The organism is Escherichia sp. MOD1-EC4550 (assembly GCF_963876935.1).
In the GTDB taxonomy this organism is placed as follows: domain Bacteria; phylum Pseudomonadota; class Gammaproteobacteria; order Enterobacterales; family Enterobacteriaceae; genus Escherichia; species Escherichia coli_F.
Genome location: NZ_CAWNSE010000025.1, coordinates 1 through 18,127 on the forward strand (window position 1 = coordinate 1; position 18,127 = coordinate 18,127).

General features: G+C 42.9%; 14 protein-coding genes and 4 pseudogenes. 17 read left to right on the plus strand and 1 reads right to left on the minus strand.

Going from position 1 to position 18,127, the window contains the following annotated elements; genetic code table 11:
* The 16 genes and pseudogenes from AACU19_RS18570 to AACU19_RS18645 form a co-directional block, all read left to right on the plus strand.
* A partial coding sequence (locus tag AACU19_RS18570) for a type VI secretion system Vgr family protein (protein ID WP_241957784.1) occupies positions 1–924 on the plus strand: 924 nt, incomplete at its 5' end.
* A complete protein-coding gene (locus AACU19_RS18575) occupies positions 924–1,466 on the plus strand; it encodes a DUF6484 domain-containing protein (RefSeq protein WP_105279191.1) in 543 nt (180 codons plus the stop codon). The genes AACU19_RS18570 and AACU19_RS18575, both read left to right, overlap by 1 nt.
* 12 nt (positions 1,467–1,478) lie before the next feature.
* A complete protein-coding gene (locus tag AACU19_RS18580; RefSeq protein WP_105279192.1) occupies positions 1,479–2,621 on the plus strand; it encodes a DUF2169 family type VI secretion system accessory protein in 1,143 nt (380 codons plus the stop codon).
* 5 nt (positions 2,622–2,626) lie between these two features.
* Complete coding sequence (locus tag AACU19_RS18585) at positions 2,627–3,640, plus strand: hypothetical protein (RefSeq protein WP_105279193.1); 1,014 nt, start codon at positions 2,627–2,629, stop codon at positions 3,638–3,640.
* A 4-nt stretch (positions 3,641–3,644) separates the two neighbouring features.
* Positions 3,645–5,252, plus strand: a complete 1,608-nt coding sequence (locus tag AACU19_RS18590) for a PAAR-like domain-containing protein (protein ID WP_105279194.1) — start codon at positions 3,645–3,647, stop codon at positions 5,250–5,252.
* A gap of 24 nt (positions 5,253–5,276) precedes the next feature.
* Positions 5,277–6,239, plus strand: a complete 963-nt coding sequence (locus AACU19_RS18595; protein ID WP_039021988.1) for a hypothetical protein — start codon at positions 5,277–5,279, stop codon at positions 6,237–6,239.
* An 86-nt stretch (positions 6,240–6,325) separates the two neighbouring features.
* Positions 6,326–7,954 carry a PAAR-like domain-containing protein gene (locus AACU19_RS18600; RefSeq protein ID WP_105279195.1) on the plus strand — a complete coding sequence of 543 codons (1,629 nt, stop codon included), beginning with the start codon at positions 6,326–6,328 and terminating at the stop codon, positions 7,952–7,954.
* Between the two features lie 8 nt (positions 7,955–7,962).
* Positions 7,963–9,009, plus strand: a complete 1,047-nt coding sequence (locus AACU19_RS18605; protein ID WP_039021990.1) for a hypothetical protein — start codon at positions 7,963–7,965, stop codon at positions 9,007–9,009.
* A gap of 54 nt (positions 9,010–9,063) precedes the next feature.
* A pseudogene (locus tag AACU19_RS18610) lies at positions 9,064–9,379 on the plus strand (transposase); the annotation flags it as partial.
* Positions 9,380–10,117: 738 nt separating this feature from the next.
* Positions 10,118–11,140: a WD40/YVTN/BNR-like repeat-containing protein gene (locus AACU19_RS18615; RefSeq protein WP_105279196.1), complete on the plus strand. Its 1,023-nt coding sequence runs from the start codon at positions 10,118–10,120 to the stop codon at positions 11,138–11,140.
* Between the two features lies 1 nt (position 11,141).
* Positions 11,142–12,377, plus strand: coding sequence for a hypothetical protein (locus AACU19_RS18620; protein ID WP_105279197.1), 1,236 nt, complete (start codon positions 11,142–11,144; stop codon positions 12,375–12,377).
* Positions 12,378–12,388: 11 nt separating this feature from the next.
* Entirely contained in the window at positions 12,389–12,802 is a 414-nt protein-coding gene (locus AACU19_RS18625; protein ID WP_105279198.1) for a thioredoxin domain-containing protein, read from the plus strand.
* Between the two features lie 226 nt (positions 12,803–13,028).
* Positions 13,029–13,214, plus strand: a pseudogene (locus AACU19_RS18630) (type VI secretion system tip protein VgrG); the annotation flags it as partial.
* Positions 13,215–13,714: 500 nt separating this feature from the next.
* Positions 13,715–14,756 (plus strand): annotated as a pseudogene (gene ltrA / locus AACU19_RS18635) (group II intron reverse transcriptase/maturase); the annotation flags it as partial.
* 134 nt (positions 14,757–14,890) lie between these two features.
* A complete protein-coding gene (locus AACU19_RS18640) occupies positions 14,891–16,027 on the plus strand; it encodes an ISAs1 family transposase (RefSeq protein WP_105279199.1) in 1,137 nt (378 codons plus the stop codon).
* 14 nt (positions 16,028–16,041) lie between these two features.
* A pseudogene (locus tag AACU19_RS18645) lies at positions 16,042–16,437 on the plus strand (IS256 family transposase); the annotation flags it as partial.
* 38 nt (positions 16,438–16,475) lie between these two features.
* On the opposite strand, the gene AACU19_RS18650 reads toward AACU19_RS18645, so the two are convergent.
* Entirely contained in the window at positions 16,476–17,045 is a 570-nt protein-coding gene (locus AACU19_RS18650) for a flavin reductase family protein (RefSeq protein ID WP_088542341.1), read from the minus strand.
* A gap of 174 nt (positions 17,046–17,219) precedes the next feature.
* Between AACU19_RS18650 and nhoA the strand changes: the two genes are divergently transcribed.
* On the plus strand, positions 17,220–18,065 hold the full coding sequence (gene nhoA, locus AACU19_RS18655; protein ID WP_105279200.1) for an N-hydroxyarylamine O-acetyltransferase: 846 nt from the start codon (positions 17,220–17,222) through the stop codon (positions 18,063–18,065).
* Positions 18,066–18,127: the final 62 nt, after the last annotated feature.

Here is an 18,127-nt window from a genome sequence, read left to right on the forward strand (position 1 = left end):
CGTCCACGGCTGCAGAGCAAACCGAAGGTGGACGGGCCACAGAGCGCCATTGTCACCGGGCCTGCGGGCGAGGAAATCTTCTGTGATGAACATGGCCGGGTACGGGTGAAGTTCCACTGGGACAGGTATAACCCGGCAACGGAGGCGAGTTCATGCTGGGTGCGGGTATCGCAGGCGTGGGCGGGGCCGGGGTTCGGTAACCTGGCGATACCGCGGGTGGGCCAGGAGGTGATTGTTGATTTTCTGAACGGAGACCCGGACCAGCCGATAATCATGGGGCGGACGTACCATGAGGACAACCGTTCGCCGGGGAGTCTACCGGGAACGAAGACGCAGATGACCATCCGGTCAAAAACCTATAAAGGAAGCGGATTTAACGAGCTGCGGTTTGAAGACGCCACCAGTAATGAGCAGGTGTATATCCATGCCCAGAAGAACATGGATACGGAGGTGCTCAACGACCGGACAACGGATGTGAAACATGACCATACGGAAACCATCGGTAACGACCAGAAAATCACGGTTGGACTGGGTCAGATGGTGACGGTAGGTAAGGAGAATTCCGGGGGACATGATCAGACCGTCACTGTAACTCACGATCAAAATGTAAGCGTAGGAAATGATCAATCTCTGACTGTCACGAACAATCGTAGCAAGAGCGTAGGTAATGATCAGGATAGCAAGGTAACAGGGAATGATACCGAGGCTGTGGATAAATCCCAGTCTGTTACTGTAGGGGAAACTCTTACAGTGACAGTAGGCGATTCCATCGAGTTTGTATGTGGTAAGAGTTCTTTGCGCATGGATAAAGATGGCTACATCACTATAAATGGACATGAATTGTCGTTGGGAACAACAGGTGATCAGTTTTATAAAGCTGATGGTGATATGAATATGAAAGGGAAGAAAATTCTGGAGAACTAATGATAAAGGAACTGCATGATATATACGTCCCACAGCCAGAAGATGAGCTGACCAGTACAACACATTTGCTGGAAAATATTTTATCTCATCAGGCTAGTAAATCCCAGGAGCATGTCAGTGATATCCCTGTGCTGATTGTCGGCAGAATTGTCAGTGTCAAAGACTCTGGAGAAATATTGATTCAGTGTCCTCATGAAGATAAACCTGTTGAAGCTTTGGGTTTGGGAACTGTAACTACGGAGTATAACGGACGGTTATGCACTGTGCAGTTTCTCTCTGGCAATTATGCTCATCCGGTAGTGACCGGAATACTTCCGGAGAATTTAACAGAAAGATATCAGTCAGAGACGAAACAATGTACTGAAGACGAACTAAATACAGAGCGAGTTGTTTTGACAGCGAAACAAGAATTAGTGCTTCAGTGCGGCGAGTCAAAAATTATTTTATCGGCTGATGGACTGCTTCAGATACGCGCGCTTTATATTGACAGTCAGGCGCAGGCAACACACAGGTTAAAAGGTGGGTCGGTGCAGGTAAACTGAGGTTATATTAAAATGGAAATTTTTAATGCTGCAAAACACACGATAGCTGATGTTTTTACTGCAACAGATAAAAATGGGAAAGATTATCTTGTAGTTGTAATTAAAGCAACTTATCAGATCCCCGTAAACAATCGACGCCCTCGCCCACTATTACCACCTCAGCCATTGGTGGAAAGTGATATATATGTGGGTGAACCTGGATTCTCTGCTGTATTATATGAGGCTGATTATGTCAGGTATAAAGAGAAATGTGATGTTTTATTTAACGCAACAACCTATTTTGTAAGCGAGGGGAATAATTATCAGACAGAATCAAGAGCAATTGTAGGTCAAGTCGATAAGTGTCTAAAGGTATTTGGTACGCGCTACTGGCAAAAAAAGACGTCAGATTGGAGCATATCTGATACAGAGTTCATACAGTCAGTCTCATTACATTATGGTAATGCCTTTGGTGGCGAGTATGTCTGGAAAGATGTACAGGGAAATGAGCATCGGGAAATATTTTCCAGCAATATTGTTGGAATCGGTTATGGCAATCATCGGGATGAAACCGTATTCATTAACTCACGTCTGCCATTGGTTGAACTACCACAGGATAGCGTGACACGTCCAGAATCACATCCGGAGCCGGGAGCATTTTCCGCCTGGCCAAGAAACCATCCGTTACGTTTACAGTATGCCGGAACATATGACGAACGATGGCGTGCAGAAGTCTCCCCCTTTCTACCGGAGGATTTTGATGAGCGTTATTTTCAGAGCGCACCACCTGATCAACAGACCGCATATCCGCAGGGTGGTGAAAAAGTTATGCTGATAAATATGCATAAAGAACGCTCAGTCATTGAATTTCATCTACCTCATATAAACCAAATGCCCGTTAGAATTTTAACGATGGATTATGAAGCTCATGAATTAATGCCGGTTGTTGATACGCTTTATTTTGAACCCGATGAGGAGCGTTTTAGTGTAGTCTGGCGTACAAGTATACCTCTGAAGCGACGGATTCAGGAAATTCACACTGTTGCAATAGGCCCTGTGGGTAAAACCTGGTGGCAGCAACGAGCTGCGGGAGGCGGAGAAACCTGTGGTGGATGCGGAGAAAAAAACGATAATTCAGAATTAACAGATGAACTGGTAACAGAAACAGGAGCGTAGTTATTATGGCATCACCATTATGCATTGCAGCAGCCGGAATGTGTTGCAGTATAGGATATTCAGTTCCTTCTGCATCAGCGGCCATTCGCTCGGGTCTGGATCATTTTGCTGAAACAACTTTTTATGACTTAAATGGGAAACCACTTATTGGTGCTCAATTATATAAGAATGATACCTGGGGTGATGAACGGCTACTTTGGATGTTTGAAAATGTAGTGGCTGAGTGTATTTTAAAAACACCTGGAATGACAAAAGAAAATACATGTCTGATTTTTCTTTTATCAGAAGGTGCAGAGCAACGTTATGGCTCATCAGGAAATGAGTTTCTTTTTAGTAGAGTAAAAACAACCTGGCATGAATCTTCTAAATGTATACAGGGAGGCAAGACAGGGATTGGTTCTGCGATTACAGAAGCTCAGAGTATTCTATATTCAGGACTTGCTTCATATGCTCTTGTGGTCGGTGTGGATAGTTATTTTTCACCAGCAAGAATAAATTATCTTCTTACTCATGAACGTGTATTATGCACCAGCAACAGGGATGGTTTTATTCCGGGGGAAGGTGCCGGGGCTATTGTGTTTTGTAAACCAGATAGTTGTATTCAGGGCATTTGTATTACCGGTGTCGGTGTCAGCAACGAAGATGCTCATATCCTACAAAATGATAAAGCTAATATGGCTAGAGGATTATCTGTTGCAATCCGGAAAGCAATTCATGATGCAGGGATTTTATTAGCAGAAACAGACTTTCATATTAGTGGCGTCACTGGTGAGTCATGGTATTTCCGTGAAACTGCTCTGGCAATCACCCGGTGTCTGGAAAAGAAAAAAAAGCAATACCCTCATTACCAGCTTGCCAGCAATCTGGGAGAGACCGGGGCGGCATCCGGGCCACTGACACTGGCCTATCTGAATGAAATGATGCGCCGATTCCCTGATATGGGAGAAAGAGCACTGGTTCATTTTAGTGGTGACAGTGGACTTCGGGTTGCGCTGGTTGCAGAGTATTACAGAGGATAAAAATATGGATACGCGTGTTTATATCAACAACCGTGAGGTTTGTTCAAAAGCATCTGATGGCGTATCCAAAGCTGCATTTCCTGATGATCCTTGCTGGACGCCACCATCTCCTCCAGCGGGTCCCATCGTGGTGCCTTATCCTAACACAGCCTATGCCTCAACGTTGAAAGACGGTACAACGACCGTATTTGTTTGTAACTCGATGGTGGCAAAGGAAGATATTTCCTGTTTTTCGACCAGCACTGGCGATGAACCCGCCACACAATCCCAACCAAAAGGTGTAATGACCGGGGTAATTAAAGGAAAAGCTTACTTCAGGACATGGTCGCCAAATGTAAAATTTGAAGGGAAGTGTGTGGCACGCCACGAAGATCTAATGTCGCACAATCATGGTTCATTCCCTTCCAATACTCCCGTTTTTCCATATGTATCAAGAGGAATATTCGGCCATGATTGTTCCAAAGAAGAAAACCGGATAGAAAAGGCGTGTGAACCTGAAAAAGATAAATCTGACACAAAAAAAGCGATTCATTCCAAAAGTAAATTTTTGCAATTATTAAAAAAAATAAGAGAGAAAGAAAATTCCAAAAATAAAAGTAATAAAAAAAAGTGGCATTGGACAGATGATCATTGCGATGGTTTAAATATCAGTATCCCTGATGACGAGGCCGCTCAACAATATATTGATGAGATTAAAGAGGCTGTAAATAGTCTGACCAATGAGCTTAACATGATCCATGAGCTTGAAAATGCTCTTAAAGATATGGTCATCAATGCAGCAAGCAAGGCTGCGGTAAAGGTTGCCGCCAAGGCTGCGGTAAAGGTTGCCGCCAAGGCAGCGGCAAAGCAAGTTGCTGGTTCAGTTATTCCGGGGGCTGGAAATGTCGTTATGGGAATATGGACAGCCATTGATATAGCTATCTCTATTGGCGATGTGGCTGAAATTAAATCTGCCGCAGAAGAAGGTCTTGAACAAATTAAACTATTAAAAGATAAAATCAATGAATTGAAGGCACTAGCAAAAAAAATAAAAGACTTCGAAAATCTTTCATTTGAAGAACAGAAAAAAATGGCATTAGAATTACAGGCTGAAATTCAGGATATTCTTGCAATTATGAACGCATGTACTCGTGCAAGGAAATGTAATCCTGTTCCTTATGATTTAAATAATGCATTGACTGGCAATAGAGCATCGAAGGTTGAGGCATCAGATAAAGGTGGATGTTGTCGTGGACAAACAGGACACCATTTAATTTATGATTCAATGGTAAAAGAAGTTTGTCCCGGGTATAACAAAGGTCTGGCTCCAGTAGTATGTGTAGAGGGGACGTCATGGCATAAAGGGAGTCATGCCCGTATACATACGGCGATGGATAGTGAAGTTCGCAAACTGGTAAGGCAAGGAGAAACAGCCAACGGTAGTATGAGTATGGATCAGGCGATTGAAGCGGCAGTTAAATCACACGAAAAAGCATTTCCATATGCCCGATGTTCGACAGAGTGTATCCGAAAACAGTTAAGAGCATATTACAAACAGGTCTGCCCTTATGCACGACCAAAAACAACAAACAAGAATGGAAAACAGCATGAAGACAATGTTGATATATCTTAATAAATATTTATAAAGGAATAATATATGACATTAATTAATGAAAATATCTGGCGTGAACGATTTAAAGGATGGATTGTAACAGAATGTGCGATAAGAAATTCTAATATTCTCTATTTTTGTGTGCGTAAGGAGTTGTCAGCTAAAAGGTTATCATCTATGTGGGATAGCGAGATTCCAACTCGTATTGTTGCTATATATTTGCATAAACCGGAAAATCCATACGGTCATGCAGGAGTTAAGGGGTTTAATAATCCCAGAATTGGTATAGCACTTTCACCTAAAGAGCAAGCAATTTTATCATCATGCGATGAAAATGGTGATGTTTTTGTCGTAGGTAGTGGCGACAACTGGCCAATGGAAGAAATATGCAAAGATGGGCGATGGCCATCGACACAGAAATTAAAATGTCTGTTCAATCAGACATGGTCTGTGGGGGAGGGGCGCAGAATTTACAAACGTACAGCTATAGGACAATGGGTGCCTGTGATGGACGGATTTCCACAGGATATCAAGGAAGGCGAATGGGGATTCAACGATATTGATGCATTCAGCGAAGATGACATGTACACCATCGGTGGTTCCGGAGATATATGGAGATATGATGGTCATCAATGGAATATGTGTGGATTTCCGTCAAATGAGCAACTCAGCACCGTGGTTTGTGCACCGGATGGTAATGTATATATAGGTGGAGAAGGAGGTAATATCTGGGTTGGAAGAAATGATACTTGGCGGAGAGTGTATGAAGGTCATGCAACGATATTATGGAATGAAATGCGTTGGTTTGAGGGGGAATTATGGCTGGCCTCAGATTATATGCTAAAAGTGTGGGATGGGAAAACACTGGAAAGGCCAATGGATGGGGATAAACCCGTAGTACTATCCGGCCATATAGATGCAAGAGATGGAATTTTGGTTGTTGCAGGTGGGTATACTATTGATCTTTATGATGGAAAGGAATGGAAATCCATTATGAAACCTTTTTAACCATTTTTACATATTCCTGATATCGCAATAAAAATATATCTTATTAAGATTTATTCTCCTTCAATGCTTAGACTTATATAATATTTATGGAAACTCACGTTTATATCAATAACCGAGAAGCAAGCTCTAAAGCATCGGACGGCGTGTCAAAAGCGGCCTTTCCCGATCCGTGCTGGACACCACCTCCGCCTCCGGCTGGCCCGATTGTAGTGCCTTATCCCAATACAGCATATGCCTCAACAATGAAGGACGGAACCACAACCGTATTTATATGCAATTCGATGGTGGCAAAGGAAGATATTTCCTTTTTTTCGACCAGCACTGGCGATGAACCCGCCACACAGACGCAACCAAAAGGTGTCATCACTGGCGTCATAAAAGGAAAAGCATATTTTAAGTCATGGTCACCAAACGTAAAATTCGAAGGTAAATGTGTTGCTCGCCATGAAGATTTAATGTCACATAATCATGGTTCCGAACCAGGTAATACTTCCACTTATATTTACCAAGATACGTTGATAACAAGAAAAGCATGCCAACATGAGTTAGACAGAGTTGACAAACTTTGCAAACCTGAGACTGAAAATGAAGATGATGGTGAAAAAGAAAAAACAAAAACACATCTAAAAAAACAAAATTTGATGAAACTAATGGGAGATAAGATAGTAATTAAACTTGAAGAGGTTGATAAAAAAGTCAAAGATAGGTTTTCAAAGTTTGAAAACAGTAATAATAAATGGATATTTTCACATTGTAAAGGTTTATGGATTAAGCCTATAAGTGGTAAGACCCCAGGTCTCGATGACTTTAACAAACTTGTTAAAGAGTTATCAGATGATTTAACTAAGAATATTGAGAAATTACTCAAGCCATTCCTTGATGAATTAATTGCAGATGTAGAGCAAAGAGCGAAAAAAGTTGCTATTCATCAAGCCGAAAAGTTAGCTGTACGTGCAGGCGCAAAATGGGGAATTGCGGCAGCAGGCGTTGCAGCCGGTGGTGTTGGCGGTGTTGTAACGGAGGCAGTAGCTACCATATGGAATATTTGTGATGCAGCAGTGACAATATATGACTCGGTTCAGGCCGGTACGGAGGCGTATAGAAAAATAAAAGAAATTAAAGAATTAGGTAAATTAGCAAAGAGAGCTGCCGATGAGTTAGAATCAGCAATAAAAGCAACCACTCCTACTGATATAATGGCCACGGGAATGGCTGGGTTAGCAAAATTAAATCCATGTGTCCGGGCAAAACGTTGCCTACTATCACAATATAGCAAAACAGGAACCAAAGGTAGTATTCGAACTGGTGAGGGTTGCTGTCCTGGGCAAACTGGTCACCATCTTTTACCGGACGAAATGACTAAGGGAAATTGTGAGGGTTATGAAAAGGGAACTGCGCCAACTGTATGTGTGGAAGGTGCAAATAACGGGAATGGAACACATGGCGCAATGCATGATGCTATGATTGCACAAATAAAGAAATATCGAAGGAAAGGGTGGTTTGGTGAAAAAAAGACATTAGATTATGATACAGCAAAAAAAATAGCACTTGATTCTTTTTATAGAGTATTCCCTGAATCATTCTGTGACAGAAAATGTCTCGAAGCTCAGATGGATGCTTATTATAAAAAATGTTCATCTGATATGCCTGCTGTTGCAGGAAAAGCATTTACTGAAGATAGTGATAGTTATGATACAACCCCAAATGTAGGATAGGTGTCAATATGAATATAAGTCAAAAAGATTTACTTCAGCTTAAAGGCTGGTACATTTCTGATTGTGTGGTGAGGAATAGAAACTATTTTCATTTTTCTATGCGAAATACAAAAGAAAGCCGAAAGGCTAGTGTTATATCTGAGCATACAGTTAGAAAAGCAGAAGTCGGCGTGTATTTTGACAAAGAACCAGAAAAGGCATTGTCATTCGCTACAGTTAAAAATTGGGAGCAGGTATTCATTGGTTCTTCTGTTGGTGATGGTTGGGATGAAGTTGTATGTGTTGATGATGAGGGGAGGGTTTATGCTCGAGCAACTGATCTACGCCATATTGGAAGAGAAAAAAATATCCCTTGTACCGCTGATGGACCTAGTCGTGGAACGATAACCCGTATTCGCAGAATTAATGGGAGGTTATATTTCATCAGCTATTACCATGGTGTAGGTTATCGTATTGGACCAAATGAATGGCAATCACTTTGTATGAATCTTCCAGCTCCAAGAGATGAAAATGAAGCAGATGAAATGATGGATGATCTTGAATTAGAAGATATAGATGGTTTTTCGTTTGACGATCTATATCTAGTTGGATGTAAAGGTCATGTATGGCATTTTGATGGAAAAGAATGGATTAAGGTAGCGTTTCCTTCAAACATCTATTTGAAATCAGTTTGTTGTGCTGGTGATGGGTTTGTGTATATTGGTGGACAATCAGGAGTTATCTTTAAAGGTAGAGGAGATAAGTGGGTTAAAATTCATGATGGTAGTTATAGTTTACCATTCAAGGATATTGTATGGCATGCTAATAAAATTTGGTGTACATCTGACTATGGTTTATGGAATATTGAAAATAATAAAATTGTCACTGCTAATGCTCCAGCGGAAATTACCATATGTAGTGGGAATCTCTCTGTAGCTGATGGCGTTATGTTATTGGCGGGGCTATATAGTGCGGCTTTTCACGATGGTAAAGATTGGCATATTTTATTTGACGTGAGAAGTATTCAGGATGAAGATGACTATACTGATGATGCTGATCAATATGATCATGAATAAGAGTGATTATTAGAACCTATCCCAATAGTAATTGTCTGGGTATCAGGGTAAAAAATGGAGGCAAGTCAGTGGCGGATGAGCGATGAACTCTGGGAAAAAATAGCGCCCTTAATCCCGGAGCATAAAACAAATCACCCTCTGAGCAGTTATCGTAAACGTTTTGAGAACGGGGTGCTAATGGAATGCCTTTAATGCCACCCAAATATGCTCATCAAGTTCAGCCTATCGCCGCTTTCAGGAATGGCGTGATGCCGGGGTTTTTGAGCGTTTCTGGCAGAAAGGATTACTGGCCTGCGAGCAACTGAATGTCATTGAGTGGTCATGGTTATCGATGGATGGCTGTATGACTAAATCACCGCTGGCAGGCTCAATTAATGCTTAGGCTGATATAATATTTAAGGAAACTCATGTTTATATCAATAACCGAGAAGCAAGCTCTAAAGCATCGGACGGCCAGGGAAAGATCATGGTGTGCCGTAGGCACAAAGATGCAAAACGGGACGTTTTGCATGTAATAAGCATAAGCTTGTGAAGAGATGGTGGCAGGCCCACCGGGATCTGCTGTCGGAAGTCGGTCCCAAACAACCCCGGCTGCTGTGGTAAAGAGCCATGGTAGTGAGCGCAGGGGGAACGATCAGACGAGATCTGATCCTGTGTGAGATACAGTGAGATGAGTAAACCCGAACCTGTGTTGAAACGTCGTTAGTCCTAAGTGACATCAAAACCGGAGGCATGATGATACCGCCGGGATTAATTTACGGGTAAATTCCGAATGCTGCGTGAATGGTGTCCGGCGTATAGCAGGCATGACGCTGTATCAGGCTCTTTGCAGGAACTACGGGAACCGGTCGTCGCAATGTCAAGAGAGAAATACAAATAACTGAAATTATGAGTATGAGAGTATCGATGTGCGAAACCGGGGCAGAGTTGTTCGTAGTAGTGAGGAAGCGTTTGTAATGAACGTGGAGCGAAGGGACAGCGTCGGGCAGTCTGCATCACAGCCCAACTGTAGGCAGGAAGAGGCTGTGTGTGAACGGACAAAACCGTTTCAGGTCAGTCGATTCTCAGAATACTGGAACACCTACAGGTAACAAGAGGTAATATTTATATGAAAGTTACTGATAAGAATATTGCAATTTTTAAAAAATGGTATATTAAGGATTGTACTGTAAGAAATAAGGATTTTTTCCATTTTTCCGTCCGTAATACTAAAGAGAGTCGTAAAGCGAGTGCCATTGCTGAAAACAATGTCACAAAAGGTGAGGTTGGTATATATTTACACAGAAATCCTTATGATTGTATATCATATCAAACATTTAAGAATATGGGGCAAATGTATATAGGTAGTGCATCATATGATGGCTATGATGAAGTTGTATGTGTTGACGAGGAGGGGCATGTTTATGCTCGTAATAGTGGTTGTAAATATGATGGAATAGAGAAGAAAATTCCTTTCGGAATTGATGGTCCTCTAAGAAATATAATAACGAAAATTAAAAATATCTCAGGGAGGCTGTATATTGTTGGGTACAATAACTCTGTGGGATACAGGGACGGAGTTAATGACTGGCAGTCACTCTGTTTTAATCTCCCTGTTTTTGATTACTCAAAAGAAAAAGGTAGATTTGGCGATGAATTTAAACTAAGAGATATAGATGGTTTTTCCCATGATGATTTGTATGTGGTCGGCGGTAAGGGAAATGTCTGGCATTTTTCTGGAACAGAATGGGAGCAAATTAATTTTCCCTCAAACATCTATCTGGAAACAGTGTGCTGTGCAGGGGATGGTTATGTCTACATTGGTGGTCAATCTGGTATATTATTTAAAGGCCGTGGGAATAAATGGGAAAAAGTCTCTGCGGGTGGTTATAGCCTTCCCTTTGAAGATATCGTCTGGCACGCCGGAAAAGTCTGGTGTACATCTGACTACGGTTTATGGTGTCTGGATGATGAATATTTAATTCCCGCAGATCTTCCTTCTGAAATAGCCGTGGCGGCAGGTCATTTATCGGTAGGTGATGGTGTGATGCTAATGGCCGGAATGTATGGTGCTGCATGGCACGACGGCCAGGAATGGCACTTACTTTTTAACTCTGTTGAATGGCAGTCAGATGATGAGGCAGAAGACTAGTATGAATCATCAGGTAATACAGCCGATTATTCGTCAGCATGCCGCGAATGCGGCATTTTACTGGCTTCAGAAAGAAGAAAGCAGATTTTCACCATTAGTTAAAAGCGCCGATCTCAGGCAATTTAATCAATATATTGATGCTAATCTGGAGGGGCTACATGTTGCTGGTGATGATGGATGGGCGGAGAGCTATGCGGCACTGAGACGCTGGCACTCTCAGGGAGAAGCGTTTGTTTGCGGTTTTCTGGCGAATCAGTGTCAGAATCCTGACTGGATGAAAGCAACCTGGTCGTATGTATCTAAATATGCAGATACAACGTTGAATGGGTATGTCTCTGCGTTATCACATTCAGCTAAAGAACATGTTTATGATACTGTTAATCAATTCTTACTTTCCTCTATACCTTCCGAGGTTCAGATAGCATTAAATATTTGTTCTCAGAGCAAATTACACTTATCAGAAGATTTTTTGATAAAAAAACTAGATACCGGAAATATACAAGAAAAGGTAGCTGTGCTGGATTATATTCGCAAACTTGGATTACAGAGCTATCTTCCTGCGTTAACGGTATATTTTGGTAGCAATGAATTATCAGTCAGATTTTCAGCAGTTAGTGCTGCATGTTGGCTTTCATCAGATAAGTCAATGATGATTAATCCATTATGTCTGTTGATTGATGATTATTTAACCCTGCCGCCTCTTAGAGGCATTGAAGGTATCAGGAAAAACCAGCAAACTGAGATGTTAGTTCGACTTCTTGGGCAATGTTGTTCTGAACTGACTTACCCTTTTGCATTTATTTCTGGTTTGCCTGAGTATTTACAAATCATTTTTTATGCCCATTATGCAAATACAAAAACTCTACCTCTATTACTTTCATTAATGGAAAAAGAAGAACTTTCTCGTATTGCGTTTTTTGCTGTAAGTCTGATAACTGGCATTGATATAGATGATAAGGAATATCTATTACCGGCAAAGGATGAAAAGTTACCTGAGATTACCTCCCGGTTAAATATGTTTGGAACCGGCATAGGAATGCCTGATATCCATAAAATAACATCAGTGTGTCAGCAGTATCGTAATGAGGAACGACTGTTCCTGGGAAAATTAGTGACTACATCGTGGTGTAATACTAATTTTTCTGACGGAAGCCAACTTGTTCGCTGGATTGCTTCATGGCATCTATTTCATTTGGACAAAAATACTTTACCAAAGGATAATTTGCTTAATTATTAAAAGGAAAAGAAATGATATATTACCCTGAGGATAATGTTCGACAGATTGGAGGGTTTATTTCCACTAATAATGATAATAAACTAGTTGTTTGTTTGTGTGCGGATTGGTGCAATAATTGTAATGACTGGAAAAATCAATTCATTGCATTATCGGAAAAATATCCAAACGATTTTTTTATCTGGATGGATATTGAACGGCATTCTGATATGGTTTCAGAGGTAGATCTTGATACTCTTCCTGTTTTATTAGTCCAAAAAAATAATGATATTATATTTTTAGGTGCTGTAGTTCCTCAAGTGGATACCATTATCCCATTATTAGAAACAGAACATTCTGTTATGCGGGCTTATGATCCAGGTATCATGCAATTTTTACTGGATGATTATTTTAATTCATTATCTATTTCATTCGCCATTAATAGATGAATGTTTTTGGGGAATTATAATGCTCAAATGTGATGTGATAACTGGCTGAACTAGTTAGTAATAGAGAAATAAATATGTATTTGATTAGGGAGATGCAATCAAATAAAAACGGTTTGCCATCGTATGTAAGTGACTGCGTGAAATAATGTTCCACTTTCGATTAGTCCTTGCAGCAGGGCAAGCGTATGGCTTATGAAAGCAAAATGAACATTCATCTTAGTGGGAATATTTAGAGGAGGGAATTTTCTTCTTTGAGCGGTTTGCGGCGGACAGTCCTGAGCAGAAGCTGACGCTGTGCGACGATGTGGCGGGGCTGTCACAGGCGGGAGAGCTTCTGTTTAACCCGGACACATCGGCAGGAGCGGAGACAGAGTGTGTCAGTATGTTCCGTTATGAGGCGCATGTCCGCCCAGGGAAAGATCACGGTGTGCCGTAGGCACAAAGATGCAAAACGGGACGTTTTGCATGTAATAAGCATAAGCTTGTGAAGAGATGGTGGCAGGCCCACCGGGATCTGCTGTCGGAAGTCGGTCCCAAACAACCCCGGCTGCTGTGGTAAAGAGCCATGGTAGTGAGCGCAGGGGGAACGATCAGACGAGATCTGATCCTATGTGAGATACAGTGAGATGAGTAAACCCGAACCTGTGTTGAAACGTCGTTAGTCCTAAGTGACATCAAAACCGGAGGCATGATGATACCGCCGGGATTAATTTACGGGTGAATTCCGAATACTGCGTGAATGGTGTCCGGCGTATAGCAGGCATGACGCTGTATCAGGCTCTTTGCAGGAACTACGGGAACCGGTCGTCGCAATGTCAAGAGAGAAATACAAATAACAGAAATTATGAGTATGAGAGTATCGATGTGTGAAACCGGGGCAGAGCTGTTCGTAGTAGTGAGGAAGCGTTTGTAATGAACGCGGAGCGAAGGGACAGCGTCGGGCAGTCTGCATCACAACAGCCCAACTGTAGGCAGGAGGAGGCTGTGTGTGAACAGACAAAACCGTTTCAGGTCAGTAAATTGCATGTTGTGGAAGCGTATCGGCGGGTAAGGACGAATGCCAGAGCTGCCGGAGTGGATAACCAGACGCTGAAAGATTTTGAGCGGGATCTGAAAGGAAATCTGTACAAAATCTGGAACAGGTTATCGTCGGGAAGCTGGATGCCGCCGCCAGTGCGTGCGGTGGAAATTCCGAAGAAGGATGGCAGCAAAAGACTTTTAGGAATACCGACAGTAAGCGATCGAATAGCGCAGATGACGGTGCTGGTAACGTTTGAACCATTAGTGGAGCGTTATTTCCTGAATGATTCATACGGATACCGGCATGGAAAATCAGCGCTGGATGCAATAGCAGTCACCAGAAAACGTTGCTGGCAATACGACTGGTGTCTTGAGTTTGATATTAAAGGGTTATTCGATAATATCCCCCCACGATTTATTACTCAGGGCAGTAGATAAACATTGTGCGGATAAATGGGTAAGACTGTCTATTCGCCGCTGGCTGACAGCGCCGGTGCAGATGCCGGATGGAACACTGAAGGAAAGAAATAAAGGTACGCCACAGGGTGGAGTCATCAGCCCGGTACTGGCGAATTTATTTCTGCACTATGTGTTTGATAAATGGCTGACGTTACATTATCCGGAAATTCCCTGGTGCCGTTATGCAGATGATGGATTAATTCATTGTGGCAGTAAACAACAGGCAGAGGAATTACTGAATAAGCTGGCAAAACGTTTTCAGGAATGTGGACTGGAATTACATCCGGAGAAAACGAAAATAGTTTACTGCAAAGACAGCGAACGACAGGCGAACCATGAAACAGTGCAGTTTGATTTTCTGGGGTATACGTTCAGAGCGCGAAGAGCACGTAACCACCGGCGGGGAAACCTCTTTACGAGTTTCAGCCCGGCGGCGAGTAACCGTGCGCAGAAAGGCATGATTGGCAGGGAAAGATCACGTAACGCTGTTTTTTTGTACTAAACAATTCGCATTTTATGTTTAAAAATTGAGATATTCCTCATTACCTGAAGCTGTTTTTTATTGCTTATACATGATCAAATACTCCTTACATAATTAAGGAGAACAAAATGGAACTTAAAAAATTGATGGAACATATTTCTATTATCCCCGATTACAGACAAGCCTGGAAAGTGGAACATAAATTATCAGATATTCTACTGTTGACTATTTGTGCCGTTATTTCTGGTGCAGAAGGTTGGGAAGATATAGAGGATTTTGGGGAAACACATCTCGATTTTTTGAAGCAATATGGTGATTTTGAAAATGGTATTCCTGTTCACGATACGATTGCCAGAGTTGTATCCTGTATCAGTCCTGCAAAATTTCACGAGTGCTTTATTAACTGGATGCGTGACTGCCATTCTTCAGATGATAAAGGCGTCATTGCAATTGATGGAAAAACGCTCCGGCACTCTTATGACAAGAGTCGCCGCAGGGGTGCGATTCATGTCATTAGTGCGTTCTCAACAATGCACAGTCTGGTCATCGGACAGATCAAGACGGATGAGAAATCCAATGAGATTACAGCTATCCCAGAACTTCTTAACATGCTGGATATTAAAGGAAAAATCATCACAACTGATGCGATGGGTTGCCAGAAAGATATTGCAGAGAAGATACAAAAACAAGGAGGTGATTATTTTTTCGCTGTAAAAGGAAACCAGGGGCGGCTAAATAAAGCCTTCGAGGAAAAATTTCCGCTGAAAGAATTAAATAATCCAGAGCATGACAGTTACGCAATGAGTGAAAAGAGTCACGGCAGAGAAGAAATCCGTCTTCATATTGTTTGCGATGTCCGTGATGAACTTATTGATTTCACGTTTGAATGGGAAGGACTGAAGAAATTATGCGTGGCAGTCTCCTTTCGGTCAATAATAGCAGAACAAAAGAAAGAGCCAGAAATGACGGTCAGATATTATATCAGTTCTGCTGATTTAACCGCAAAAAAGTTCGCCACAGCGATCCGAAATCACTGGCACGTGGAGAATAAGCTGCACTGGCGTCTGGACGTGGTAATGAATGAAGACGACTGCAAAATAAGAAGAGGAAATGCAGCAGAATTATTTTCAGGGATACGGCACATCGCTATTAATATTTTGACGAATGATAAGGTATTCAAGGCAGGGTTAAGACGTAAGATGCGAAAAGCAGCCATGGACAGAAAGTATCTGGCGTCAGTCCTTGCGGGGAGCGGGCTTTCGTAATCTTTCCCTGGCTCATGGCCGACCTGAAACCGGTGTACCGTGCGGTATCGAAGGAGGCGGCAGAAACAGCGCTGGACGAGCTGGAGGCGAAATGGGGTCAGCAGTATCCGGTGGTGCTTCAGTCGTGGCGGCGAAAATGGGAAAATCTGTCGCATTACTTCCGTTATCCGGCGGGTATCCGTAAGGTGATTTACACGACCAATGCTATCGAGTCAGTTCACCGGCAGTTCAGAAAGCTGACCAAAACAAAAGGTGCCTTCCCGAATGAAAACAGCCTGTTGAAGCTACTTTACCTGGGACTGATGAATGCGCAGAAAAAATGGACAATGCCAGTTCAGAGCTGGAATTTGACATTGTCACAGTTAGCTATTTATTTTGAAGGGCGGCTGAATAATGTGATGACGCTGTAGAATTTTTAACGTCACACAGAATTCTGAACGCTCTCTCTTTAACCAGCGGCAACTCGCTTGCCGCTGGTAACAAACGTGCCAGCACCTAAATGATGTAGTGTATTGAGTTTGTCATCATCAAACTGCCAGCGGCCTTCGACAAATACTCGTGCGTCTGCCGCTGCCGATACCACTTCGCCAAATAGCGTATCGTATTTTTCTTGCGCAGAAGTCGCTGGTAGCAATCGACACTCCATCCATGCCAGACATTTCTCTTCAACCAGCGGCAATCCAAGCACCGGACCTTTCACAACCGGAATGCCATAGCAATTAAATTTATCTTCTTCACGACCCGACACACTTCCCACCGCCCACGTCCAGTTAGTCGCCGCAACGCCCGGGATAACGATGCCAAATTTACCGTTACGCTCAATCAACTCCCTGGTCCATGTCGATTTATCTACCACAATCGCTATGCGTGGCGGTTCAAACTCCACCGGCATCGACCAGGCCGCAGCCATCACATTACGTCGCTGTGATTTTTCATCAAAAGTTGTTATCAAAACTGTGGGGCCGTGGTTTAACAGACGGCTGGCATGGTGTAATTCGACGGGGATGAATCGGCTCACGGTATCGCCTCGCTAAGAAGGTTGTTTTAAAAGCGTAGCTCGTAACGCAATAAGTAACGAAATTAACGGGATTGGCGATTTGCGAACGAGATGCATGTCCGCGATCGCACAAAATAGCCGGTGCGGCGTCTATTCCAGGTTATAAATTGAGAAAACCACAAACGGAAACGCCTGATGACGCCCATTCTGAATCACTATTTTACCCGCATTAACTGGTCGGGAGCGGCTGCGGTCAATATCGAAACGCTGCGCGCATTACACCTGAAACACAATTGCACCATTCCATTTGAAAATCTCGATGTTTTGCTGCCGAGAGAAATGCAGCTTGATGATCAATCGCTGGAAGAGAAATTGGTGCTCGCCCGGCGTGGTGGTTACTGCTTTGAGCAGAATGGCGTGTTTGAGCGGGTGTTACGCGAGCTGGGTTTTCAGGTACGCAGTCTGTTAGGGCGCGTAGTGTTATCTAATCCGCCAGCATTACCGCCGCGTACCCATCGTTTGTTGTTGGTGGAGCTGGAAGGCGAACACTGGATTGCCGATGTCGGTTTCGGTGGGCAGACTTTGACTGCGCCGATTCGTTTAGTGGCGGATATCGCGCAAACAACGCCACATGGCGAATATCGGCTGTTACAGGAAGGGAACGACTGGATTTTGCAGTTTAATCATCATCAGCACTGGCAGTCGATGTACCGTTTTGATCTTTGTGAACAACAACAAAGTGATTATGTGATGGGGAATTTCTGGTCGGCGCACTGGCCGCAATCGCATTTTCGCCATCATTTGCTGATGTGCCGCCATTTGCCGGACGGTGGCAAACTGACACTGACCAATTTTCATTTCACCCATTATGAAAATGGACATGCAGTGGAGCAGCGAAATCTACCGGATGTGGCGTCGTTATATGCCGTGATGCAGGAGCAGTTTGGTCTGGGCGTAGATGACGCAAAGCATGGCTTTACTGTGGATGAACTGGCGTTGGTGATGGCGGCGTTTGATACGCATCCGGAGGCGGGGAAATAGTTTGTGCCAGGGGCCGGATGCGGCGTAAACGCCTACAACCGGCCCACATTAGCCCGGTTGTA

What these genes read in the sequence shown, in the direction of transcription:
- AACU19_RS18615 (WP_105279196.1), top strand. Translation starts at nt 10,118, where the DNA reads ATGAAAGTTACTGATAAGAATATTGCAATTTTTAAAAAATGGTATATT.
- AACU19_RS18580 (WP_105279192.1), top strand. Translation starts at nt 1,479, where the DNA reads ATGGAAATTTTTAATGCTGCAAAACACACGATAGCTGATGTTTTTACT.
- AACU19_RS18590 (WP_105279194.1), top strand. Translation starts at nt 3,645, where the DNA reads ATGGATACGCGTGTTTATATCAACAACCGTGAGGTTTGTTCAAAAGCA.
- AACU19_RS18605 (WP_039021990.1), top strand. Translation starts at nt 7,963, where the DNA reads ATGAATATAAGTCAAAAAGATTTACTTCAGCTTAAAGGCTGGTACATT.
- AACU19_RS18620 (WP_105279197.1), top strand. Translation starts at nt 11,142, where the DNA reads ATGAATCATCAGGTAATACAGCCGATTATTCGTCAGCATGCCGCGAAT.
- AACU19_RS18625 (WP_105279198.1), top strand. Translation starts at nt 12,389, where the DNA reads ATGATATATTACCCTGAGGATAATGTTCGACAGATTGGAGGGTTTATT.
- AACU19_RS18600 (WP_105279195.1), top strand. Translation starts at nt 6,326, where the DNA reads ATGGAAACTCACGTTTATATCAATAACCGAGAAGCAAGCTCTAAAGCA.
- AACU19_RS18575 (WP_105279191.1), top strand. Translation starts at nt 924, where the DNA reads ATGATAAAGGAACTGCATGATATATACGTCCCACAGCCAGAAGATGAG.
- AACU19_RS18640 (WP_105279199.1), top strand. Translation starts at nt 14,891, where the DNA reads ATGGAACTTAAAAAATTGATGGAACATATTTCTATTATCCCCGATTAC.
- AACU19_RS18595 (WP_039021988.1), top strand. Translation starts at nt 5,277, where the DNA reads ATGACATTAATTAATGAAAATATCTGGCGTGAACGATTTAAAGGATGG.
- AACU19_RS18585 (WP_105279193.1), top strand. Translation starts at nt 2,627, where the DNA reads ATGGCATCACCATTATGCATTGCAGCAGCCGGAATGTGTTGCAGTATA.
- nhoA (WP_105279200.1), top strand. Translation starts at nt 17,220, where the DNA reads ATGACGCCCATTCTGAATCACTATTTTACCCGCATTAACTGGTCGGGA.